The 23,450-nt window shown below is 42.6% G+C and carries 15 protein-coding genes; 1 reads left to right on the top strand and 14 read right to left on the bottom strand.

All coding sequences use genetic code 11. The features are described 5' to 3' along the window. Positions 1-16: 16 nt before the first annotated feature. The 5 genes from AAG747_RS05830 to AAG747_RS05810 all read right to left on the bottom strand — a co-directional run bounded on the left by AAG747_RS05830 (position 17) and on the right by AAG747_RS05810 (position 12,026). A complete protein-coding gene (locus AAG747_RS05830; RefSeq protein ID WP_346820203.1) occupies positions 17-1,498 on the bottom strand; it encodes a DUF1501 domain-containing protein in 1,482 nt (493 codons plus the stop codon). A gap of 52 nt (positions 1,499-1,550) precedes the next feature. Beyond that, the gene (locus AAG747_RS05825; protein ID WP_346820202.1) at positions 1,551-3,863 is read right to left on the bottom strand and encodes a PSD1 and planctomycete cytochrome C domain-containing protein; all 2,313 of its coding nucleotides are present in this window, start codon (positions 3,861-3,863) and stop codon (positions 1,551-1,553) included. 22 nt (positions 3,864-3,885) lie between these two features. After that, the gene (locus AAG747_RS05820; RefSeq protein ID WP_346820201.1) at positions 3,886-4,941 is read right to left on the bottom strand and encodes an NHL repeat-containing protein; all 1,056 of its coding nucleotides are present in this window, start codon (positions 4,939-4,941) and stop codon (positions 3,886-3,888) included. 309 nt (positions 4,942-5,250) lie between these two features. Beyond that, positions 5,251-8,151: a two-component regulator propeller domain-containing protein gene (locus AAG747_RS05815; RefSeq protein ID WP_346820200.1), complete on the bottom strand. Its 2,901-nt coding sequence runs from the start codon at positions 8,149-8,151 to the stop codon at positions 5,251-5,253. Positions 8,152-8,585: 434 nt separating this feature from the next. Continuing rightward, entirely contained in the window at positions 8,586-12,026 is a 3,441-nt protein-coding gene (locus AAG747_RS05810) for a PAS domain S-box protein (RefSeq protein WP_346820199.1), read from the bottom strand. Positions 12,027-12,505: 479 nt separating this feature from the next. Between AAG747_RS05810 and AAG747_RS05805 the strand changes: the two genes are divergently transcribed. After that, positions 12,506-13,633: a glycoside hydrolase family 10-like protein gene (locus tag AAG747_RS05805; protein ID WP_346820198.1), complete on the top strand. Its 1,128-nt coding sequence runs from the start codon at positions 12,506-12,508 to the stop codon at positions 13,631-13,633. A gap of 63 nt (positions 13,634-13,696) precedes the next feature. Here the strand turns inward: AAG747_RS05805 and AAG747_RS05800 are convergent, their stop codons facing one another. From AAG747_RS05800 to AAG747_RS05760, 9 genes are all read right to left on the bottom strand, one after another. After that, a complete protein-coding gene (locus AAG747_RS05800) occupies positions 13,697-14,884 on the bottom strand; it encodes a GTP-binding protein (RefSeq protein WP_346820197.1) in 1,188 nt (395 codons plus the stop codon). Between the two features lie 140 nt (positions 14,885-15,024). Further along, on the bottom strand, positions 15,025-15,483 hold the full coding sequence (locus AAG747_RS05795; RefSeq protein WP_346820196.1) for a DUF3299 domain-containing protein: 459 nt from the start codon (positions 15,481-15,483) through the stop codon (positions 15,025-15,027). Further along, positions 15,483-15,887, bottom strand: coding sequence for a MerC domain-containing protein (locus AAG747_RS05790; RefSeq protein ID WP_346820195.1), 405 nt, complete (start codon positions 15,885-15,887; stop codon positions 15,483-15,485). Before AAG747_RS05790 ends, AAG747_RS05795 begins: the two co-directional genes overlap by 1 nt. 207 nt (positions 15,888-16,094) lie before the next feature. Further along, a complete protein-coding gene (locus tag AAG747_RS05785) occupies positions 16,095-17,627 on the bottom strand; it encodes a PAS domain-containing sensor histidine kinase (RefSeq protein WP_346820194.1) in 1,533 nt (510 codons plus the stop codon). A 165-nt stretch (positions 17,628-17,792) separates the two neighbouring features. Further along, positions 17,793-18,176, bottom strand: a complete 384-nt coding sequence (locus tag AAG747_RS05780) for a response regulator (RefSeq protein WP_346820193.1) — start codon at positions 18,174-18,176, stop codon at positions 17,793-17,795. Positions 18,177-18,345: 169 nt separating this feature from the next. Further along, positions 18,346-21,615 (bottom strand): CheR family methyltransferase, encoded by a 3,270-nt coding sequence (locus tag AAG747_RS05775; protein ID WP_346820192.1) that lies wholly within the window; start codon positions 21,613-21,615, stop codon positions 18,346-18,348. Positions 21,616-21,642: 27 nt separating this feature from the next. Beyond that, positions 21,643-22,242, bottom strand: coding sequence for a response regulator (locus tag AAG747_RS05770; protein ID WP_346820191.1), 600 nt, complete (start codon positions 22,240-22,242; stop codon positions 21,643-21,645). 6 nt (positions 22,243-22,248) lie between these two features. After that, entirely contained in the window at positions 22,249-22,701 is a 453-nt protein-coding gene (locus AAG747_RS05765; RefSeq protein WP_346820190.1) for a response regulator, read from the bottom strand. Between the two features lie 16 nt (positions 22,702-22,717). Beyond that, the coding region (locus tag AAG747_RS05760; RefSeq protein WP_346820189.1) for a sensor histidine kinase at positions 22,718-23,450 on the bottom strand (733 nt) is incomplete at its 5' end.

Genomic DNA, 23,450 nt, shown 5'->3' with positions numbered 1-23,450 from the left:
AAATGTTCAATTCCTGCTAACTAATGATGTCTTTGATGAGATGACCGTGTACGTCTGTTAACCGGAAAGGGCGCCCTTGAAATTGATAGGTCAGCTTTTCGTGGTCCATTCCCAACAAGTGAAGAATGGTAGCTTGTAAATCGTGGACATGTGCCCGGTCTTTTACACCATAGTAGCCGATTTCGTCTGTCTCTCCATAAGTAATCCCCGGTTTTACCCCACCCCCGGCCATCCATATGGTAAAGGCTTCTAAGTGGTGGTCACGCCCTACAAAAACCATTTCCTGCCCTCCCCGGTTTTCCCGCATGGGGGTACGGCCAAATTCTCCTCCCCAAACCACTAAGGTTTCATCCAATAAGCCTCGTACTTTTAAATCTTGTAACAGGGCAGTCATTGCCTGGTCTACCTCCTGACAACGGTCTTTAAACCCGTGATCCAGGGCTTCGGCTTTCCCGGCTCCGTGAGAATCCCAGCCCCAATGATAAAGTTGTATAAAGCGTACGTCCCGTTCTGCCAGTCGCCTGGCAAGCAGGCAATTATTGGCAAAAGAAGCTTTTCCCGGTTCCGTGCCATACATTTGATGGATATAATCCGGCTCTTTACTGATGTCCATGGCTTCGGGTACGGACATTTGCATTTTAAAGGCCATCTCGTATTGGGAAATTCGGGTCAGAGTTTCCGGATCGCCAAATTCTTCATAGGTTTCCTGGTTTATCTTATTGATCGCTTCGATGGATTTTTTCCTTAGATTGCGGTTCATACCCTCCGGATCCGAGAGGTAAAGTACCGGGTCACCTTTGGAACGGCATTGTACCCCTTGGTACACTGTGGGTAAAAAACCACTTCCCCATACACTCTTTCCTGCGCTAGGGGTCGTGCCTCCGGAAACCAATACGACAAATCCCGGCAAGTTTTCATTTTCGGTTCCCAAGCCATAGGTCACCCAAGAACCCATACTGGGCCGGCCTAAACGGGGGCCTCCGGTGTGGAGTAACAACTGAGCCGGGGCATGGTTAAACTCATCGGTATGCATGGCTTTGAGAAAAGCTACATCGTCTACCACTTTGCTGAAATGGGGTAAACGGTCCGATACCCATGCACCGGATTGACCATGTTGGGCAAAGGAATATTGAGGGCCGAGCATTTTGGGCACTCCTTGGATAAAGGCGAAGCGCTTTCCTTCCAACAAAGAAGGCGGACAATCCAAGCCGTCCAGCTTTTGTAATTCCGGTTTGTAGTCAAATAATTCCAATTGGGAAGGAGAACCGGCCATATGTAAATAAATAATCCTTTTTGCCTTGGGAGCAAAATGTGGCGGAAGGGCTTTCATAGGACGGGCGGCATCCCGCATTTGTCCCATTTGGTCAATTACTTTTCCACAACCTCCCAAAAGAGAACCCAAAGCCAAGGCACCGATACCTGAGGTACACTTTCGTAAAAAATGCCTGCGGGTTTCTAACTCAAATTTTTTATGTATCGCTTCTTTATAAATTTTCATAATTTGTAATTTGTTGGATCATCGAGGACTTCATACACTACAGTGTTCCGTTTTATTCTTTCATGATAAAACTGTCAAGATTCATCATCGCATTGGCTACCACCGTTAATCCGGCCAACTCCGGTTCAAAAGCTTTGGATGGATTGTCCGTTTGTTTTACCGCTTGCATTACGGAATCCTGATAGTGTTGTTGGGATTCGTGGTACAAAGCCGTCAAAGTTTGAAGCGTTTTTGAAGAGGGAGATTTTAACAGTACTTTTTCATAGCCGTAGCGAATTTTTTCTTGTAACTGCTCTCCTCCTTTCTCCCGCATATGTTTTGCCAATGCCTGGGCAGCTTCCAGGTATACCGGGTCATTCAAAGTCACCAAAGCTTGCAAAGGCGTATTGGTATTGATTCTGCGGGTTAAGCAGAATTCCCGGCTAGGCCCGTCAAAGGTAATCATGGAAGGATACGGACTGGTTCGTCTTATATATGTATACAGTGCTCTGCGGTAGCGGTCTTCTCCCTGACTGGTGACCCACCGACTGCCATTGTAAACGACCTGCCAAATACCTTCGGGTTGAGGAGGCATCACACTGGGACCGTACATTTTTGTACTTAATAAGCCACTGACGGCCAATGCCTGATCGCGTAATTGTTCGGCGGTCAACCGGAATCTGGGGCCTCGTGCTAATAAATAATTGTAAGGATCTTTGTCGAGTACCTCCGGACGAACTTTAGAACTCTGTTGGTAAGTGGCCGACATCACCATCATCTTTAATAGTTTTTTGACACTCCATTTCTGTTCATGTATAAAATGTAGGGCCAGGTAATCGAGTAATTCCGGATGGGTGGGTTTGAAGCCCTGTGAGCCGAAATCTTCTTGGGTCTCCACGAAACCTTTGCCAAATAACTGTCCCCAAAAGCGGTTGACGGTCACCCGGGCGGTTAAGGGATTTTCCTCACTGACGAGCCATTGGGCCATGCCCAATCGGTTGGCAGGAGCATCTGCTGGCATAGAAGGAAGAGAGCCAGGTACATTTGCCCACACTTCTTCACCATGGGTTAACCAATTGCCCCGGTCAAATACATGCGTTTTACGGCTATTTTCGACACTTAATTCTTTCATGACAGGGAGCTTATATGCTTTCAACTGTTTCAGCTCTTCTTCTTTTCGGGCAATTTGCCGTTGCGATTTTCGGGTGGTTTCTCCGGATCTTGTCAAAGAGTCGAGGTATGCTTGAATTTGTTTTCGTTGACCGTCCTCTTCTTGTTGGTACACCAACATAAAAGGCGGCTCATCCGGATATTTATCACTGTCTTCGGTTTGATTGAAAAATGCATAAAACTGATAATATTCTTTATGTCGGAAGGGGTCATAAGGATGGCTATGGCACTGTACACAGGCAAAAGTGACTCCTTGCCACACATCCCATGTAGTGTTGACCCTGTCCAACACTGCCGCTACCCGGAATTCCTCATCATCCGTTCCCCCTTCATCATTGGTCATGGTATTGCGGTGAAAAGCGGTGGCAATTTGCTGTTCCCGGGTGGAGTTGGGTAGTAAATCCCCCGCAAGTTGTTCGATCGTAAATTGATCAAAAGGCATATCTTGATTAAATGCTTCGATCACCCAATCCCTGTATCGCCAAATATCCCGGTGGCGATCAGCTTCATATCCTTTGGAATCGGCATACCGGGCCAGGTCCAACCACATGGCTGCCCAGCGTTCTCCGTACTGAGGAGAGGCTAATAGGCGGTCTACCACTTTTTCATAGGCATTTCCGGAAGTATCCTCTTCAAAATGCCTGACTTGTTCAGGGCTGGGAGGGATTCCGGTGAGATCAAGGCTCACCCGTCTGAGTAATGTTGCCTTATCTGCCTTGGGGTTGGGTTGCAGTCCGTTGTCCTGTAATTGGTCTAAGACAAAGGGGTCGATGGCATTTTGAACCCACAAATCTTCTGGTTCCGGAGGGCTTACCGGCTTGGGAGAGACAAAGGCCCAGTGATCCTCCCATTCCGCTCCCTGCTCAATCCATTGGGTCAAAAGCCGTATTTCTTTGTCAGACAAAGGTGAGGCATCCAATGGCATGCGAAGTTCCGGATCATGGTGTTGTATCCGCTTGATCAGTTCACTATTTTCAGGCTCTCCGGGGAGAATAGCCGGAGAGCCTGATTCGGTTGGGGCCAAAGCTTCGGAACGAAACAATAAACTAAAACCTCCGGACTTTTTGACCCCTCCATGACAAGAAATGCATTTACTGTTAATAATTGGCCGGATTTCCGCATTAAAGTCCACTTTCTGCTGCATTTCGCAACTGAATACAGTCATTGTGAAAAGACTGACAGTGAATCGCGTCAAATATTTAGGTATGGCAATCATGTGCATAGTTGGCTAAAAACAATCAAATTCGTTCTAACATCACTGGATAGGTTTTCCCGGAATACCATTGGGGGACATATAAATTGGTGTCTTGGTCTACGCAGACATCGTGCGGGTTGAGAAAGGTATGCCCATCGTATTCGATTTCCTGGAGCAAGCCGTTTTGATATACCGGAGCCGAACCGCCCGGGGCCGAAATGATCCGGTTCTTTTTATCTAAAACAATCACCAAGCCGTCATATGCACCCCAGTTTTTCGTGACGATGACAGAGAAATACAAATTGTCTCCATGGATGACAGGGCGGCAAATCCAACATCCTGGGGTAGAAACGGTGTCCAGGTACTTCCCATCCAACGTAAACCTTTTAAATTCCTGAGTTGCCCGGGAAGTGACCAAAAGGACAGGGTTAGCCGGGTCGCGTTGATCAATGCATACCCCATGGGCATTTTTCAGTTGATCTTTGTTGTCTCCCTTGCCTCCGAAATGCCGGATATATTTTCCTTTATGATTGTAGTGAATGATGTAATCCAGACCATAGCCATCCGCTACATAAAAGTCTCCGTTGGGGGCCACGGCCACTTCCGTGGGTTTGTATTGCTCTGCTTTTTCGTATTTTCCGGTTTCTTTAGGATAATCCAGGGTCATTAAAATTTTCCCATCCAAGGTAGTTTTGAATACTTGGTGCCGGTCGTGATCGGTGATAAATAAGAACTCTTCCTCTCCTTCGCGGCTGAGGGTCAAGCCGTGCCCTCCGGGAAACGCATTTCCCCAGGTGCTTAATACTTTGCCGGAACGGTCGTATATGATGACATTGTTTTTGGTCTCATTGGTGAGTAAAAATAGCCTTCCCTTTCGGTCTTGCACCATTTCATGGCAGTCTTTGACCGGAATGCGGGTAGGGTTTTGTTTTCCCCAATCCCAATGTACTTTATATTGAAAATCTCCATGTCCGACAATGGGGGCTTTGCTGCGATTCGGCTTGCCAAAGTTGACATAGGGAAAGGAAATCCCTGCTCCAATCAAACCCATAGTAATTTTAGCGAATTTTCTACGCCTGATTTGTTTTTCAATTTTCATATTTACCGGTTCATTAATTTTTTGAGTACGCTTTAAAAATCCCCCACTGTTTGAGTTTACTCTTCATGTTTTCCTACACAGGAAAGTTGAGTCGGCTAAGATGAGGTGATCGGTTTTCCAAAGATTTAAAAAAAATAAATTTCTCTCTTTGCTGAGCGTCCCAAAGTGTTTGTCTGAACATACCAATCTGTTGAAATAGCTGTAAAATGCCGAAAAAGCCGTTTTTCAGGAAGGGATTTTTAAATGAGACTGTAAGCGTTTTTCACTTGAACGATGGGTTTCCATGCTATGGGAAAGTGAACAGGGAGATTAATTCTGATGCTGAGAAGCGTATTCGGAAGGGGAAACGCCATATGAATTCTGGAAGGTCCGGGAAAAATGCGAGAGCGATTTAAAACCCGATTGGAAGGCTACTTCGGAAATACTTAATTCCGTATTTTCCAACAATTGGCAGGCATGTTTTAATTTGATTTCTTTGATAAATTCGGAAACTGTCTTGCCTGTTTGCTCTTTAATTTTCCGGTACAGTTGTGTTCTGCTGGTGCCCAGTTCTTTGCCCATGGTAGCAATGTCAAAATCCTCATTGCACAAATGATCTTCTACCAAACTTACCGCTTTTTTAAGGAAATCATCTTCAGGCTTTTCTTCCGCTTGTACCGTATCTATTCTACGGTTTACATAACTCAAATAATGAGGCGCTTGGGCTTCCTGTAGTTGAGAGGATGAAAGAAACACCCTCTTTTTACGAATCTGCCACAGATAGCCTATGGCAATGCAAAATAGCAATATTGCCAGTCCATAGTACCATTCGCTAGCAGCCCACCATGGCCGTTCGATCAAAATATATACACTGGCCCCCTCGTCATTCCATATCCCATCGTGATTGGAAGCTCTTACATGAAAGCGATAGCTTCCCGGAGATAGTTGTTCGTAGGAGGCCATGCGGTTGCTATGGCTCATTTGCCAGGAAGTATCATAGCCTTCCAATTGGTAGGCATATTGGTTTTTGGAAGGTTTGATAAAATTTAATGCTGCAAATTTGATGGCAAAGGATGCCTGGCGCCAAGGCAGCCGTAAGGTATCTGTTTGGCTGATATCCAAGGGTAAAAACGGGCTTTCTCCCGGATGGACTTCCTTGTCATTTTGATAGAAATATGTGAGTGAAACCGGAGGTTGGTGTGGATTTGTCCGGAGGCTATCCGGATGAAACCGGTTCATTCCCAGAGCTCCACCGAGGTAAATCGAGCCGTTATGTGTAGTGATCGCTGCATTGGGTGAGAATGCTTTGTCTTGTAGACCGTCCTCCTGGTTATAATGCCGTATAATCTTGAGAAAAGGACTTGTATCCAAGGATTTGCATTTGAATAAAGCTTTTTCAGAGACAATCCACCAATTTCCCTGATGGTCTTTCAGTAAACTGCTGATATTGGTGCCTAATGTATTGGGAAGTATCGCATTTGGAGACCATGTATTGGATGTTATGCTCAGTTGAAACAAGCCTTTGCCTAAGATGCTCAGCCATAAGTGATCATTTTCAAGAGCCAAAGAGGTAATCCATGGATTTTGTCCTTGAGGAAACCTGAACTTTTGAAGTTTTTGATACTTGTCCATAAAATAGAGCCCTTCCTGAGTGCCGATCCACAAGGTTCCCAGGGAGTCTTTGACCAAACTTGTAATTGGTTGAGGAATGTCAGCTTCGGTAGCTAGGGTTTGAAAATGTGGTTGACGGATGTCCTGCAAGGAGTATAAGCCCTTTTCGGTGCCTAACCATATTTGTTGCATAGCATCTAAATGGATGCTGTGAACAGTGTTGGCTGCAAATTGTTGAGAACCGTCGGCCTCCGGGTAATAGTGCCGGAAGGTATCGTTTTTCCGGTCAAAAATAGCCAGCCCGTGTAATAAAGTTCCCAGCAAAAGATATCGTTGAGAGGGATCCGATGCCAGGGCCAATATGGTATTATCCTTCAACTGTGAACTCTCTGTGGATTTGGTAAAATGGGTGAACTGTTCGCTTGAAGGGTCGAAACGGTTCAGCCCGCCTCCATCGGTGCCGATCCAGAGAGTGCCTTGCTTATCTTCCAATAATGCAGTGACATGATTAAAGGAAAGGCTGTTATTTTGCTTGTCATGATGTTGGTAAAGGCCGAAAGTAGCCGGGTGGTTATCGTATATATTCACAGTTCCGTTAGACGTAGCGATGATATTTTCCCCGCTTTTTAATGTATAATGACAGAGCACACTGGCCGTATTTCCATTATGGTTAATTTGTCCTTGGGTATTGTACCGGATAAAAGTATCCGACCTCCGGTTATAAACGCTCATTCCTCCTTGCATTCCTCCTACTATCAACTGGCGGTTCATATTTTCCATAATGGAATAAATGGAATTGGTAGCGATAGAGTGCATGGAACCATCGTATTGGTAGTGAACAAAACTTTGTGAGTTCTCTTCGTAGCGGTTCAGTCCGTTTTTGAGCGTGCCCACCCATATATTTTGGTAACTGTCTTCAAACAATGAAATGACCGAGTTGCCGCTGAGGCTTTTGTGGTTGACTGGATTGCTGAAAAAACGCTTGAAAGAACCTTCCTCCGGGGAAAAAACCGTAACCCCTGAAAAGTTTGTACCAATCCAAAGCCGCCCTTTATGATCCTGAATAATTTTATTAATAATATTTCCACTGAGAGAATTAGGATTTTGTGCTTCTTTTTGATAGTTGCGAAAGGCATCTTTCTGTGGTAAGTATTGACTGAGTCCTCCCCAACTACCTATCCATAACCGACCTTCTTGGTCTAAAAAAATAACTTCTATATTGTTATTGGGCAGAGCCAGACTGTCATGTTCATGGGCATAGTAAGAAGTAAAAGTGCGGGTAGCCCGGTCAAAACGGTTCAACCCGTATTTGGTCCCTATCCATAAATTTTGTTGAGCATCTTCGGCAATGGCTGTAATGTAATTACTGGAAAGGCTATGATTGGCTGGGCCGGTTGCATCCTTGAACGGCAAATATTCATAGCCGTCAAACCGGTTGAGGCCATCTACCGTACCCAACCATAAAAAACCTTGATGATCTTGGTAAATACAAGTGACATGAGTATTGGAAATACCTTCTAAGTTCAGGGAATGTAAATGAAGAGCTTGTTGACAAATACCGGTGCCTCCCAAGATCAGGAGCCAACACAACAAACCATATTTGATAATCCTTGGGGGCAATGTCTTATACTTTACTTTTCATATTCACCTTGCTCTGACTGCATTCGCTTAGTCAAAATCATGAAGAGGGAGGAAACAACAGAGCATTCAAAGCTAATGATTTATCCCGCAAATTTCAAAGGGTTGATCCTTAGAAAGTAAAAGTAAGGAATCAAATACAGTATATGTTGTGGTGAGTTGCTAAAGTATGAATATTTATATTAAGTTGTTGGTAACGAATTGACTATAGGTTGTTTGAGGCTGGATTTGAAACTCTTTGATAAAAAAACAGATATACCGTTTAGCTTTTTGTAAAGGTTTGTCAGACCCTAAAAATTCGCAGTACCCCAAGGGGGAAAAGGGGCACTGCGAGCAACATTCATGGTTTTGGAGGTGGGAAATAGGGAGGTCGTGAAATATTAGATAAATTGTATATCCCTACTGTATCATTTTCTTTAAAATAAAATTGTAAACGTTGTTCCTTGATCTACTATACTGTCTACCTGGATGCTGCCCCCCATGGCTTCAATTTGATTTTTAGTCAGAAAAAGACCAATTCCTCTTGCATCGGAATTATTGTGGAACGTTTTGTACATGCCAAATATCTTGCTGCCGTACTTTTCCAAATCAATACCTTTACCGTTATCCGAACAGGTCATTTTGCATTTGCCATTGATTTCTTTGGTTTTGAGTTGAATTTGAGGAATCCGGTCTTTACTGCGATATTTGATCGCATTGCCCAGCAAGTTTAATAAGATACTTTCCATATAGGCCATAGGGTATTCGATAGTCGGGTATTGGCCGAAATCATAGTGAATTTGGGCTTGAGTTTGTTCTATTTCCCCTTCCAGAATGTCTTTGACTTTATGAAAGAGTTTTTCCAAATCGACCCGCTCCTTTTTGATATTGGTATCGGTCTTAATTTTTACCACCTTGGTGAGGTGCTCTACGGTTTCGTATAAAGAGTGGGAAATGGTTTCTATTTTATCAAAAAACAGCTCTCTTTCTTTATCGTCTTTTGCGTTCCGGTAGAAATCCACAATTACCTCCATATTTCCCGTATATTTTCTCAAATTATGGGAGACGATATAGGCGAAGTTGGCGAGCTGGGTATTCTTTTTGGTCAATAGACTGATGTTTTCCCGCATCTGCATGATTTCGAATTCCTTTTTACGGGTAATGTCGGCAATTTGAACGATGGCATAGTTGGGTTTGCCTTCTTCTTTGATGACAATGCTGGCAATCAGTAGTATATGTATGGTTGTTCCGTTTTTATGGATATAGCGTTTTTCCAATTGATAAGAATCAATTTCACCGTTAAAGAGCTTTTCGGCCAAGAGCATATCCTGTTTCAGGTCATCGGGATGAGTAAGGCTGGGCCAGTCCATTGTGAGTAATTCGTCCTCCGTATAGCCCACTATTTGACACAAGGCTTTGTTTACCTTGAGCCAGTTGCCTTCGGGGCTGACCAGGGCGATACCAATGGGTGCATGGTGAAATGCTTTGGTAAAACGCTCTTCGTTTTCCTGCATCTTTTTGCGTTGCAGGTATTGTTCGGTGATGTCTTGTACGATGCCTTTCATCCCGGTAACTTCCCCCTTATCATTCAAAATAGGCTCACCGATGGAGCGTACCCATATCCGCTTCTTTTTTGCCGTGAAATAGGGGATTTCAACCTGCCAGCTTTTCTTATTCAATACGGCTTCTTGCACAGCATCCTGAATGATGGGAAGGGTTTCTTTAGGGTAAAACGACATGGTGTTTTGAGGCGTAGGCTTAAACTTTTGATCTACTTCATGAATTTCATACGCTTGTTCCGACCATGTGATTTGTTCATTTTGAAAATCATATTCCCAACCGCCTACCCGTGCAATTCTGCCAGCCTCCCGCAGCAAAAACTTCTTTTGTTCCAGTTCTTTTTTGGTGGTAACAATTTCTGAAATATCTCTTCCTTCCGGGATAAGAAAAACGATTTGCCCTTTGGTGTTTTTGACCGGTTTAATGGAAAAGTCCAGGGTAATAATCTCCCCTTTGATGTTGATGATTTTTGTATTATAGCGTACAATGTTGTCCTTTGCGGCTTTTTTGATAGCATTTTGTAGCCGTTTGGTGGCTCCGTTTTCAACCCAAATCGGAATTTCCCAAAAGTGTTTATTTTTTAACTGACCCAGCGTATGGCCGGTAAAGTCCAAGGCTGCTTGGTTAACTTCCAAAATTTTACCTTCCGGAGATAAAATGCTGACCAACTGAAAGGATTGGTTGAAAACACTTTTAAAGCGTAACTTATTGCGCTCTTTGGCTTCTTCGATTTGTTTTCGATGCGAGATATCGCGAATGGATACAATGGTAACCAGTTCTCCTTGTAATTGCGTGTAACTTAATGAGATTTCCACCGGAATTTTTCTGCCGTCTTTATGCAAGGCAAAGAGCTCCAAACCTGCTCCCATCGGCCGGGTATGAGGGTTTTCCAAATATTTAGTCCGGTGTTGTATATGCATTTTACGGTATTGTTCCGGAACTAATGTCTCTACGTTTTTACCCGTTAAGTCATCCGGGGCATAACCGAATATGGTGCGATTTTGCTCACTGGCCATCAGTATGGTACCGTCTTGTTGAACAATGAGCGTAGGATCCGGCACCGCATTAAAAATGGCTGTTAGCATATTTTGTTGCTCTTGGCGGTATGAGATATCACGAACGGAAACAATAGTGACCAGTTCCCCTTGAAGTTTTGTATAACTCAACGAAATCTCCACCGGAATTTTTTTGCCGTCTTTATGCAAGGCAAAGAGCTCCTTACCGGCCCCCATTGGCCGGGTATGAGGATTGGCTATGTATTGTTTACGGTGTTGTATATGTGTTTTGCGAGATTGCTCCGGCACGAGTATCTCTACATTTTTTCCGGTTAATTCTTCCGGTGAATAGCCAAATACAGGCAGGTTTTGCTCACTGGCCATCAGTATGGTACCGTCTTGTTGGACAATGAGCGTAGGGTCCGGTACCGCATTAAAAATAGCCATTAATATATTCTGCTGTTCTTGACTGTTTTGTTGGAGTTCTTTGCGTTCGTGTATCTCAATAATGGACCCGGTAATTACCTGTGGGGCCTGTTTCCCCTTGGCGTTAACAGTGACTTCAAACCAACGGTAACCCTGTTTTTTTGTATTGAGCCGGAGTTCTATCTTGAAAGCGGTTTGGTGATGACTATAATTATCTAAGTGCTGATGAAAGGAAGGCAGGTCTTCCGGGTGGATTAACGAGAGAAATGAAGAATAGTCCAGAGGAGAGAGGTTTGTGGGAAGCTCCAATAACTTATACATGTTAGGAGATGCATAAAAAATGCCCATTTGTACATCCCATTCCCATATGCCGGCATTGATTCCCGAAACAATGCGCTCTAGTCGTTCCGCAGTGTCATTGACTTTTTTGTGGAAATTTTTGAGTTCGGTAATATCAACATGACACCCCACCATCCTGAGCGGGTTGCCTTGTTCATCCCACTCAATGACTTTCCCTTTACTTAAGACATTCACCGTAGAACCGTTTTTATGCCGGAAGCGTACTTCATTCGCATAGGGAATTTCCCCTTTGCTGTTGACATGCAGTTGAAAAATACGAAATACCCTTTCCAAGTCTTCCGGGAAAATCAACCGTTGCCAGGCCTCAGGACTATTTTCCAACTCTTTATCCTCATAGCCAAACATTTTTTTAAATGTTGGACTCAGATACTCATAATTCTCTTGGATATACCAATCCCAATATCCTGCTAAAGTTGCCTCTAAGATCGCATTAAAGATAAATTCTTTTTCCTCGAGTTTGGCTTTGGTCGTTGCTAACTCTTGTTTGAGAAACTCAATTTCTTCCTCTAGGAACTTAATATTGGAAGAATAATTCATAAGGTCTATTGGCTTTAGCTTGTCAATAAAAAATTATGGCATAATTCTCTGTTTGGACTATTGTTGTTTGAATACACTATAAAAAAAATCCATATAGTGAAATGGAATCAATTAAATATGATATGAGTATATAGGAGATGAACGAAGTCAGGCGTAGGTGGTATAATACCACTTTATAGTTATGCTAAAGGTACAAAAAATATCCAAAAAGCAAAAGGAGAATAGATTTAATTGAACTGTTGCTCTATTAATTTTCAAAGAAAAATTAGAATTAGAAAGGATTTTTTGCAATGTTATAAGAGAAAATTGCCCTTAAACGGGCCTTGAAAATATACTACTTCTTATCGTTTGATTTTGGCCGGCTCTTCAAGGTAGATTAATTCTTTCTTCTGTGCTTTCTTTTCTCGAAATTTTAATAATTTGGACGATAGAAAGAAAAGCGAAATTTTACATAGAGTATGTATGTTTAAACGATTATCATGAAACGAAGAAAGTTTTTACAAGCAACGGGAGTCGGATTAGTAGGGGCAGCAGCTTTGCAACATCAAGCCTTGGCTGCTTTTTCGACAAATTCTTCTCAACAATCCTCTAAAAACTGGGTATGGATTACTCCGGATACTGAAGCCAGTGATGAGGATTGGAAGAAGCGTTTTGACAAGATGAAACAAGTAGGGATTGATGCTATTTTACCGGAGGTATTCCAGGGAAGTGCTGCCTATTATGAAAGTGAACATTTGCCGGTAAAAGCCAAATGGCTGGAACAATTGATTCCTCTGGCGAAAGAAGCCGGACTGGAGATCCACGCCTGGATGTGGACAATGCCTTGCCTGGTGCAAGAAATCCGGGATAAACATCCCGAATGGTATAATGTGAACCGTAAAGGAGAATCTTCGGTGGATAAGCCGGCATATGTGGACTACTATCGTTTTTTGTGTCCGTCCCGGCCGGAGGTGCACGAATTTATCCAAACCAGGGTGCGGGAGTTGGCCTCTTTTGATGTGGATGGAGTGCATTTTGATTATATCCGTCATCCGGATGTGATCTTGGCCGAGGGCTTGCAACCTAAATACGATATCGTACAAGATAAGGAATATCCGGAATACGACTATTGCTATTGTGACGTGTGCCGGGGAAATTATAAAGAAAAGTACGGTGAAGACCCTTTGGAAATGAAAGATCCTACCAAGAGCAAAACCTGGCGGCAATTCCGTTTTGATTTGATCACCAATTTGGTAAACAATAAATTGATCCCGGTGGCCAAAGAGAAAGGTAAGATAACTTCTGCCGCGGTTTTCCCGAACTGGGAACACGTGCGTCAGCAATGGTCACATTGGGAGATAGATGCTTTGTTGCCAATGTTGTATCATAATTTCTATAATGAAGATATCAACTGGATACGCAAGCAGGTGAAAAAAGGCATTAAGTCACTTCAGCACAATCAGCAGTTGTATAGCGGACTCTTTGTTCCTTCTTTAAAACCGGAAGAGCTGGAAGAGGCGATCCAAGCTTCTTTGAAAGGAGGAGCCAAAGGAATTTCCTTGTTCTCCTTTGGGGCTGTCAAAGAAGAGCATTGGAACGTATTGGAGAAAAACCTCAAAAAAGCTTAATCCTAAAACCTTCCAGGGTTCAAAACCTGGAAGGTTTCTCCGCTACAACTGAATCCCTGTCCTTTAAAGGGGCCAGTCATCTTCCTCAAAAGAGTTTTCCATGGACGATACCTCTGCGTCTGAAGCCAAACAATTGCATAGGTCTTTTTCAATCTGATCTTGGTTTAAAGCCTGGCCGATAATGACCAGTTCATTTTTACGGTCGCCCCACTGAGGGTGCCAGTGTTGGGCAAGTATTTCCCGGTTTTCTACAAACTGTGGGTTACGGGCTTTTTCTTCGGCACTGAGTGAAGCCCACCAATGACCGTACACCTCGGCTTTTACCGACCCTCCCGCTTGACTCCACAACAAGGCTTTGTCCGGCCGGTTCATCAACCAAAATAACCCTTTACTCCGAAGGATGGTAGCTGGCCAACGGTGTTGTATATATTGCCATAGCCTTTCGGGATGAAAGGGCCGCGCATGCCTGAATACAAAAGAATGAATGCCATATTCTTCCGTTTCCGGACTATGTTCTTGCTGGAGTTCTTTGATCCATCCTGCCGCTTGGGAGGCTTTTTCGTAATCAAAGGCTTGGGTATTTAAAATTTCTTCAAGGGGTATGTTACCGTAGGTAGACGGAATGATTTTAGCTTCCGGGTTTAATTTTATCAAAATTCCCCGTATCAAATGAAGCGACTTTGGGTCGATTAAGTCTGTCTTGTTTAGGACAATTACATTGGCAAATTCGACCTGGTCGACTAATAAATTCACGATGGCCCGTTGGTCAGAGGAGTCTCGGGTAAGTTGCCGGGTAAAGATGGTATCAGGACTGCCAAAATCGTTTAAGAAGTTAAAAGCATCTACTACGGTCACCATGGTATCTAAGCGGGTTTTTTCCGTGAGGTCAAATAAATCTTGTTCAAAGGCATAAGAAAATGTTTGTGCCACAGGAATGGGCTCCGATATCCCGGTGCTTTCTATCAAAAGGTAATCAAACCGTCCCATTCGGGCCAACTTATCTACTTCTAGCATTAAGTCTTCCCGTAAGGTACAACAAATACAACCATTGCTTAACTCCACTAGCTTTTCTTTTGTGCGGGAGAGCCGGGTTTCTTTTTCGACCAGTTGGCTGTCAATATTGATTTCACTCATATCATTGACAATCACAGCGACTTTCAGTCCTTGCCGGTTGTTGAGAATATGATTGAGTAACGTAGTTTTACCAGCACCTAAAAAGCCGCTTAATACTGTGACAGGAAGTTTTTTCATGAATAACTTTTAAAATGGTTGAGTTGGTGGCGAAATGTTTATGTAGTGTGTACTGAGGTGGGTTTGCAATACGTCCTTTCCAGGTCGCTGATTCCCCAAGCAAATTTTACACGAGTCAAATAGTCTCTTTTCCGGTTGTATCAGTCCTTGATGATTTCAGCCTCTTCAATGATAAAATTGGTATGATCAATATCCGTATTGTTGAGTTTTAAGCGACCTTCTACTGTTATGACTTCATCAGCGGCAAACTTGCGTTGTCTGCTTTTGAAGAGGATTTCAGCTACCGTTTCCGGCCCGGCTCCTCCGCAGAAAAAGCATTGGCGATAGGGGTATTTGGAAAGGAGAATCATATTGCTTACTCCAATGTCCAAGGGTAATACGAAACCTTTCAGCCGGATTTGCTTGCCTTCTATTTTCTTAATCGATGAACCGAAAGTAGGATGTAGTAAATAGCCGTCAATAGAGGAAATATACTTGGGTTTGAATTTCACAGTGGAAAAAATAACCCAGGTATTTTCAGGTTGGGCTTGGGCCTGTAAAAAACCGGTATTGAAGCACAGTAGCCAAACGAATACGGGGATGGAATTGAACCAATGCATTATTGAGAAACGTTTTGAGACGTTTTGCACGAATGATGTTTTTTTAGGTACCGCCAGTTGACACCATGTGCCATGGCAATGAGCAATGCTCCCAGCGGTGAGAAAAAAATCTCATAGTGATGTCCGAAACTTTTACCTGTTATAATGGTGATAAACCCGGTGAGCATTAAAACTATAGGCAATCCTTGAGAGTGATGTTTTTTGAATGCCGGCCAAATAGAACTGATGGCAATCAATCCACTGATGGCTAACATGATTCCCTCTACCAGCGCATTTTCTAAAAAATGTAGTGAGCTTAAAGAGGATAAAGTCAAGATAAAAGGCATCACTGCACAATGTATAGCGCATAACAATGAAGCAGACATACCCATTAGATCCAGTGATATTTTAGAGTTGGCTTTCATAAGTAGAGTTTTTAAATGCAATAATGTTGCAAATATAAGATAAAATTCATTAATGCAACTTTATCGCGTTAATGAATTTTATCTTTCAAAACCTTTACGGAATTACCAAAAGGTCTTTCGCTGATTGAGAAGCTGTACTATAGCAGTAGTATTGTTGGAAATTATTGTGGGAGGAAGGCAGTGAAGGAGGAGTTGATTCTGGTTACGTTACTTATGGGTGGGAATGGTAAAATAAAATGTAGTCCCTTTGTTAAGGGTGCTTTCCACCCAAATCCGTCCGTGATGATGATCCAGTACCTTTTGTACGATGGCAAGTCCTACACCGGACCCTTCGAATTCTTTATCTTTATGCAGGCGTTGGAATACACCGAAGAGCTTGTCTTTAAATTGCATATCAAAACCCACCCCATTGTCTTTTACCGAATACACATATTCTTCATTGATGAGGTTGCCCTCTACTTCGATAATGGTCTCTTTCACGGGTTGAGTATATTTGATAGCATTCGAAAGCAAGTTGGTGACCATCTGGAAAATCATGTTTTTATCTCCATGTATGTTTTCTAATTCCCCAAGCTTAAACTCAATGCTTCTGTCAGTGATGTGCTGGGTTAACTCTTGGTAGGCCTCTCTGAATGTTTCATGCATGTTTACGGCTTGCATTTCCACTTGATGCCTGGCAAGCCGGGAAAAGGACAGGATATCATCAATGAGCTTCCCCATTTTCTTGGTGTTTCTGAGTATGGTGTTAAGTATCTTCTGACCTTCTTTATCGAGGCTATCTTCGTAATCTTCTTTTAGAATTATGGAATATCCTGAAATCGCCCGTAATGGGGCTCGTAAATCATGAGAAACCGAGTAACTAAAAGCTTCCAGGTCTTGGTTAATAATATGTAATTGTTGATTGGATTTTTTCAATTGAAGTTCGGCTTCCTTTCGTCTGGTGATGTCCCGGATGGCAGCTAATACCATGGTCCCACTATTTGTTCTAAAAGGACTTAAGGATACTTCAACGGGAAATTCGGAACCGTCTTTCCGAACGGCCCGTAGATCCAGGCCGGCTCCCATAGGCCGGGGGTGAGGTTGTTGTAAATAGCTTTTCCGGAAGGCCGGATGATTTTGTTGAAAACGGCCGGGTATTAGGATTTCCACTTTCTTTCCGAGCAACTCTTTGTGGGTGTAGCCGAAGAGCCGTTTTAATTGTGAGTTGACCAACATGATATTTCCCTGATCTCCCACAATGACCATCGCATCGGGAGCGCTCTCAAGGATCCCTTTGAACTTCTCCTCCGCTTGTTTTCGCTCCGTAATATCAATATGGCAACCGACCATTCGTAGTGGGTTACCTTTTGCATCCCATTCGATGACCCTGCCTCTGCAATATACCCACACGATAGAGCCGTCTTTGTGAAAATAGCGTACTTCATTGTCATAAGGAAAGTGGCCTTTGGTATCGATATGTTTTTGAAATACCTCCAACACCCCCGGAAGGTCGTCCGGGTGAATTAGTTTTTGCCATGTGTCAGGTGAATTGGGCAATTCATGATCTTTATACCCAAACATACTTTTGAAGGTAGGGCTCATATATTCATAGTCCTTTTGGATGTACCAATCCCAATAACCTGCGAGTGTGCTTTCAAGTATATTGTTAAAGACCATTTCTTTGTCATGGAGTTTTTGCTTTATATGTTCTAATTCTTGTTTTAGCTTTTCTATTTCTGCGTCTTTTGTCAAGCTTTTCATGCAGTGTTATTTTTTGCGGGTTCTCAAAGGCCGGCTTTCCAAGGTTTTGAGTGGGTTGGCAATCAACAGAAGTGTCTTTGTCAAAAGGAACCAGGTGGTTATAAACAACGGCACTCCCCACCGGAAGGAGGAACCTTCGGGTTTGGAGCACAGCGTATAGAGATTTTAAATTTCTTTAAACAAGGCTGCGATTTTTTTCTCATTAAGAGGTTTTTCAATATAAGAAATCACATCGTAAAACTGTTCTGCTTTGGTTTTGTCTTCTTCCCGGATAGAAGTAGAGAACATGACAATTTTTGAGTTACTTGTCATCCCTTTTTTCTCCCAATATTCCAGAAAGTCAAAGCCATTCATGATGGGCATGTTGATATCCAGAAGAATTAAATCCGGAAAATTATTCTTGTTTTCTTCCAAGTAATTAACAGCTTCCTTTCCGTTCCTTGCCATAAGGATTATATGGGCGGCATCAGTTTTGTCTAACATTAGTTTTGTTACGAAATTACTGGTATCATCATCATCTACTATCAAAATACACCCTAACTTTTTCATATAAAAATGAATTAATAAGTAAAGAAATTCATAGATTGAGTCAGTGAGTGTTTATCCTTTTTAGGAATTCATACAATGGTAATTTGGTGTAGTAGTATCATGGAAGTAGATATTTGTTATGGCGAGTCGGGGCAATCAACAGGTTTGAAAATTGCTCCGACTCGAGCTTTTAGACAACAGGTTGTTCTTGTGCATTTTTTAAATAGAGTTTAAAGGTCGTTCCTTTTCCCACCTTGCTGTCCACTTCTATACGCCCGCCATAGTTTTCTATAATGGATTTGGTAATGTGCAATCCAATACCCTTCCCCTCCGTATCCAGGTGGAAGCGTTGAAAAAGGCCGAATAATTTTCTTCCGTATTCATCCAGGTCAATTCCTCTTCCATTGTCTTTGACCGACAAACAGACTTGCTCATCCTCTATGGCCGTATGAATTTCAATAATAGGATATTCTTTCGCTTTTTTGTATTTGATGGCATTGGTAATCAGGTTTTGAAGAATACTGCGAAGGTGGATTTCCGGAAAGAGTATGGTATCACAAGCTTTAAAATCCGTTTTTATTTCCGCTTGATTACTTTCCACCTGGTCATTGATACCGGAAAGAACGTCTTCCAGCACCACGGGCAGTTTGACTTTTTCGGGTTTTAAGTCCAGGTTCTTTTTCAAAGTAATGACCTCGTTAAGCACCCGGATAGTATTACTCATGCGAGATACGGAAGTTTTCAAGCGATCAAATAGGTTCATGCTGTCCTCTTTAATTCCGTTCTGTTGTTGGATGGCATCCAACAACGCTACCAAGTTGGTAATAGGAGCCTTCAGGTCGTGCGAGGCCACATAGGCGAACTGTTCCAGTTCCCGGTTGCTACGCTCCAACTCTTTGGCTTTGGATACGAGTTTTTTCTCTATTTTTTTGAGTTCTGTGACGTCAATAAACGTAAAAATGACCCCTTTGACTTCCTTTTTAGCTGTTTTATAAGGCATAGCTCGCATCAAAAAGACGTCTCCTATGGACGTGAGTACCTCTTGCTCGATGGGGATAAAACTATCCAAAACTCTCTTGGCAATTTCGATGATATCAAAAGAGTGAAAGGCATGGGTAAAGTCCCCGATATAGCGGCCAATGTCGTTTTTGGTAATTTTGATAAAGGGGGATATTTCATCGGTAAACCTTCTGAGGCAAAAGTCATTGTCCAGAAAGAGGGTAGCGATATGAGTACTTTGAATGAAATTATTCAGGTCATCATTCAGTTCAGTCATTTCCAGTAGTTTATCCTGAAATTCATTGTTCACCGTATACAACTCTTCGTTGACTGACTGCAGCTCTTCGTTGCTACTTTGCAACTCTTCATTGGCAGCCATCAATTCCTCGTTGGTGGATTGCAATTCTTCGTTCGAGGTTTCCAGCTCTTCAATGGTTGTTTGCAAGTATTCCTTTGTTTCCTTCAAGTCCTCTTCCAAGCGTCTGATATGGGCATCTTTTTCTTTGTATTGTTCCGGCTTGTCCATATCCCCGTCTTGGAGGGAAAAGCCACCCATATCGGCTTCGATAAAGCTCACAATACAATAATTCAGGCGACTGATAGGCTCGATATAAGGCTTGGCCACAATGTTCAGAAAGGACTTTTCTTTCCCTTCAAAAATGATGGAAGGAGAAATGACTTTTTTTCTTTGAGATTTTACTTTAGAGATGATGTTGCTTAACGAAACATACAACTGTTCATCCACCATTTTCAATACATTCAAGGTAAGTTGTTTCTTGGGCAACTTGATGTACTGGTCAACTTCACCGGCTACATGTACCACATCGTTGTTTTCATTGATGATTACAGTAGGGGGGACCAAATCTTCCAGTAGGGCATCCTTAAAATTGTTAATGATTTTTGATTCGGAAAGTCCGGCAAGTTGGTCTTCGGTTTTGACTAATTTTTCATAGCCTAAGCCTTTGCGTCTGCTGTCGAAAGGATAGATTTTGTGGATATCGCCTATCCGGATTGTAGATGTATTGCGATAGATCTTGTATTTTTTGTTTACCTCTTGGAAAACTTTGTTAAAGCTTCCGGGGTTTTCGCTGGAGCCTAAAAACAGATAGCCTTTTTCGTTTAATGAAAAGTGAATAAAGGATAAGATCTTATCCTGCATAAAGGGCTCGATATAAATCAACAAATTCCGGCAGCAGGCCATGTCAATATTGTTGAAAGGAGGATCTTTCGTAATATCGTGTCTGGCAAAAATGGCCATTTCACGCAACTCTTTTTTCACTTGGTATTTTCCATCGATATGGGTGAAGTAGCGGCTAAGCAAGGAAGGGGGGATTTCTTCCGCAGCATTGGCCATGTATACCCCTTTGCTCGCTTTGTCGATGGCTCTTTGGTCAATATCCGTAGCAAAGATTTTGATGGGAATATGTTTGTTTTCCTTCCGGCAATGCTCTTTTAACAGCATGGCCACCGAATACGCTTCTTGCCCGGTAGAACAGGCTACAATCCAGATTCTCATTTCTTTACTTGAATTATGGTTGGCAACCATAGGGCCAAGTACTTCTTTGTCCAGAATGTCAAAGGCCTTTCTGTCGCGGAAAAAAGCCGTAACCCCGATGAGCATTTCCTGACTTAACAGTTCGACTTCCTCAGGGTCATCTTTCAAGTATTTATAATAGAGTTCTTGATTGACAATATTGCAAATACCCATTCTTCTTTCAATCCGGCGAACAATCGTAGACTTTTTATATTGTCTGAAATCCAGGTTGGTTTTTTTGTGAATCAGGTTCAGGATATTGAGAATTTCACTGCCTTTCTTATTCTTTTGAAGAACATCGTGATCGTCCTTTTCCAAATGAGGGTGCTTTACATAGGAAATGATGGCCTCAGGCATACGGGAAGGGTGAAGGATGTAATCTACCAGGCCGGTAGCGATAGCACTTTTAGGCATACTGTCAAAGGCGGCCGAATTGGGGTCTTGAGCAATGACCATCCCCCCGTACTGTTTGATGGCCTCAATCCCCAAGGTTGCATCACTCCCGGTTCCCGAAAGCACTACGCCAATGGCGTATTCCCCTTGGTCCACCGCCAAGGACTTGAAAAAGATATTGATGGGCAAGTTCAAGGTTTTGGGACTACCTCTGTCTTCCAAGTAAAATTTTCCACCCGAAACAGTGATGTTTTTATCTGCGGGAATCGTATATATGGCATTGGGTTGTATCGTAGTTCCGTTAACTATCTTGTTGATTTTAAGCATGGTATGTTTGGCTAGTAACTCCGGCATCATCGATTTGTAGTCGGGTGATAAGTGCTGAATCAACACAAAGCTTATCCCGGAGTCTTCCGGTACTTTTTCAAAGAAAGCATTGATGGCTTCCAGCCCCCCGGCAGAAGCCCCTATCCCTACGATGTATATAGGGTTGGGCTTTTTGACCTCCCTTTTCTGCCCTGATGGCTTTTTCATCCCATTTTCATCCATAGCATTTGAAGATTAATTATTTTTTTTCTTTTGAGGTGACTTTTTTTCCAGATGTAATATCTCATTCATGGCCTCTCTCAATTCTTTGTCGGTAGGGCTTTCCATCTCTTTCTGACTTTCCAAAAAGAGATAAATTTTTTCCAATAATTTTACATTTGATTTCACACGGTCGCCAATGCGTTTGTTGGTCCGGGCCAATCTTTTGTTGTACCATTTTTCTTCACCACTGAAAATATCTCTGATGACTTCCGGAAGTTTGCCCAGGTTTGATTTTAAGACGAAGCCGGAAGCCCCACTTAAAATGGTTTCGGCAGCAATCTCTTCTCCTACGGCCCCTGTGACGAACACAAAGGGGATATCCGGCTCAAGGTCTTTGGATATTACCAAGGCCTCCAGCCCTGAAAAGGTGGGCAACATATAGTCGGCCAGGATAACATCCGGTTGAAAATTTTCTAAGCCCGCTGTAAATGTGGTTTTGTCATCAGCCACTACATACTTCAGTATATACCCGGCATTTTCTAATTCTCGCCTCATGAGTTCAGCATCTTCTGGTACATCCTCAAGAATGAGAAGTTTAATAGTATGATATTGCTCTATAGGTTGTTTTTGCATAGGTGATTAAGGAATATTATTTTTGGGTGGTTGGTTTAATAATAGCCAATACATGCCCACTTGTTGGATTGCTTCGGTAAACTTTGCAAAGTCTACAGGTTTGACGATATAGCTGTTGGCTCCTAATTCATAGGCTTTTTTGATATCTATACTTTCGTTGGAGGAGGTCAACACCACTACCGGAATGTCTTTGAACCGCGGTTCTTTCTTCATGCGTTCCAGAATTTCCAGTCCGCTGACTTTCGGCAGTTTCAGATCCAGTAAAATCAGTTTGGGAATATTCGTGATACTTTCTCCGGATTGCCCGTCTCCAAACAGATATTCCACTGCCTTTTGCCCGTCGTCAATCACTTTCAGTCTATTGGCCAACTTGTATTTTCTCAAGGACCTTAAGGTAAGCTCTGAGTCCTCCAGACTGTCTTCTATAAAAACTACTTCGATATGGTTTACTTCCTCCATTGTAAAATGTATTTTTTTAAGGTAAAGTGAAATAAAAGGTAGCTCCTTGGTCTACCTGTCCCTCGCCCCAAACATGCCCATTGTGCTTGTGGATGACCCTTTGTACAATGGCAAGCCCTACGCCTGTCCCTTCAAATTCTGAGTCTTTGTGTAAGCGTTGAAATACGCCAAACAATTTATTTTTGTATTGCATATCAAAGCCTACTCCGTTATCCTTGACGAAATAGGCAAGCTGGCCATTGAATCTCTTACTACCTACTTCGATCAATGTTTTTGTTTTGGGCCGGGTATATTTGATTGCATTTGACATCAGGTTCGTAATCAATTGGGAAATCATGGTATAGTCACCATGGGCATCCGGTACATCCTCTATGTGAAACTCTATCTTGCGAGTGGGGGGCTCCAGTTGTAAGAGTTTTTGAAAGCTTTCCGTAAACAAAGCTTTCATCTTCAAATTGGTCTTGGAAATATTCAAACGTGTCAACCGGGAGAATTTCAATATCTCATTGATGAGTTGATGCATCTTCAATACATTATTGTTGATGATACTGATAACCCGCTTTCCCTCTTCATCCAGTAGTTCAAAATAATCTTCTTTTAAAATATCGCTGTAACCGGAAATGGCCCTCAATGGGGCCCTTAAGTCATGTGACACGGAGTAATTGAATGCTTCAAGTTCTTGATTGCGCAATTCGATTTCCTGCGTTCGCTTTTTGATTTCTTCTTCCAGGTGGTTGCGTATTTTCTCC

The sequence above is a fragment of the Rapidithrix thailandica genome (assembly GCF_039710355.1).
Taxonomy (GTDB): domain Bacteria; phylum Bacteroidota; class Bacteroidia; order Cytophagales; family Flammeovirgaceae; genus Rapidithrix; species Rapidithrix thailandica.
The sequence above is the reverse complement of the archived record's forward strand: the minus strand, read 5'-3'. Positions and strand labels throughout refer to the sequence as shown.

Bases quoted from the DNA above. Each gene is read 5' to 3' on its own strand.
- AAG747_RS05785 (WP_346820194.1), bottom strand. From the start codon at position 17,627: ATGAAAAGCTTGACAAAAGACGCAGAAATAGAAAAGCTAAAACAAGAA.
- AAG747_RS05775 (WP_346820192.1), bottom strand. From the start codon at position 21,615: ATGAAAAAGCCATCAGGGCAGAAAAGGGAGGTCAAAAAGCCCAACCCT.
- AAG747_RS05830 (WP_346820203.1), bottom strand. From the start codon at position 1,498: ATGAAAATTTATAAAGAAGCGATACATAAAAAATTTGAGTTAGAAACC.
- AAG747_RS05800 (WP_346820197.1), bottom strand. From the start codon at position 14,884: ATGAAAAAACTTCCTGTCACAGTATTAAGCGGCTTTTTAGGTGCTGGT.
- AAG747_RS05795 (WP_346820196.1), bottom strand. From the start codon at position 15,483: ATGCATTGGTTCAATTCCATCCCCGTATTCGTTTGGCTACTGTGCTTC.
- AAG747_RS05790 (WP_346820195.1), bottom strand. From the start codon at position 15,887: ATGAAAGCCAACTCTAAAATATCACTGGATCTAATGGGTATGTCTGCT.
- AAG747_RS05810 (WP_346820199.1), bottom strand. From the start codon at position 12,026: ATGAATTATTCTTCCAATATTAAGTTCCTAGAGGAAGAAATTGAGTTT.
- AAG747_RS05780 (WP_346820193.1), bottom strand. From the start codon at position 18,176: ATGAAAAAGTTAGGGTGTATTTTGATAGTAGATGATGATGATACCAGT.
- AAG747_RS05770 (WP_346820191.1), bottom strand. From the start codon at position 22,242: ATGCAAAAACAACCTATAGAGCAATATCATACTATTAAACTTCTCATT.
- AAG747_RS05765 (WP_346820190.1), bottom strand. From the start codon at position 22,701: ATGGAGGAAGTAAACCATATCGAAGTAGTTTTTATAGAAGACAGTCTG.
- AAG747_RS05805 (WP_346820198.1), top strand. From the start codon at position 12,506: ATGAAACGAAGAAAGTTTTTACAAGCAACGGGAGTCGGATTAGTAGGG.
- AAG747_RS05825 (WP_346820202.1), bottom strand. From the start codon at position 3,863: ATGATTGCCATACCTAAATATTTGACGCGATTCACTGTCAGTCTTTTC.
- AAG747_RS05820 (WP_346820201.1), bottom strand. From the start codon at position 4,941: ATGAAAATTGAAAAACAAATCAGGCGTAGAAAATTCGCTAAAATTACT.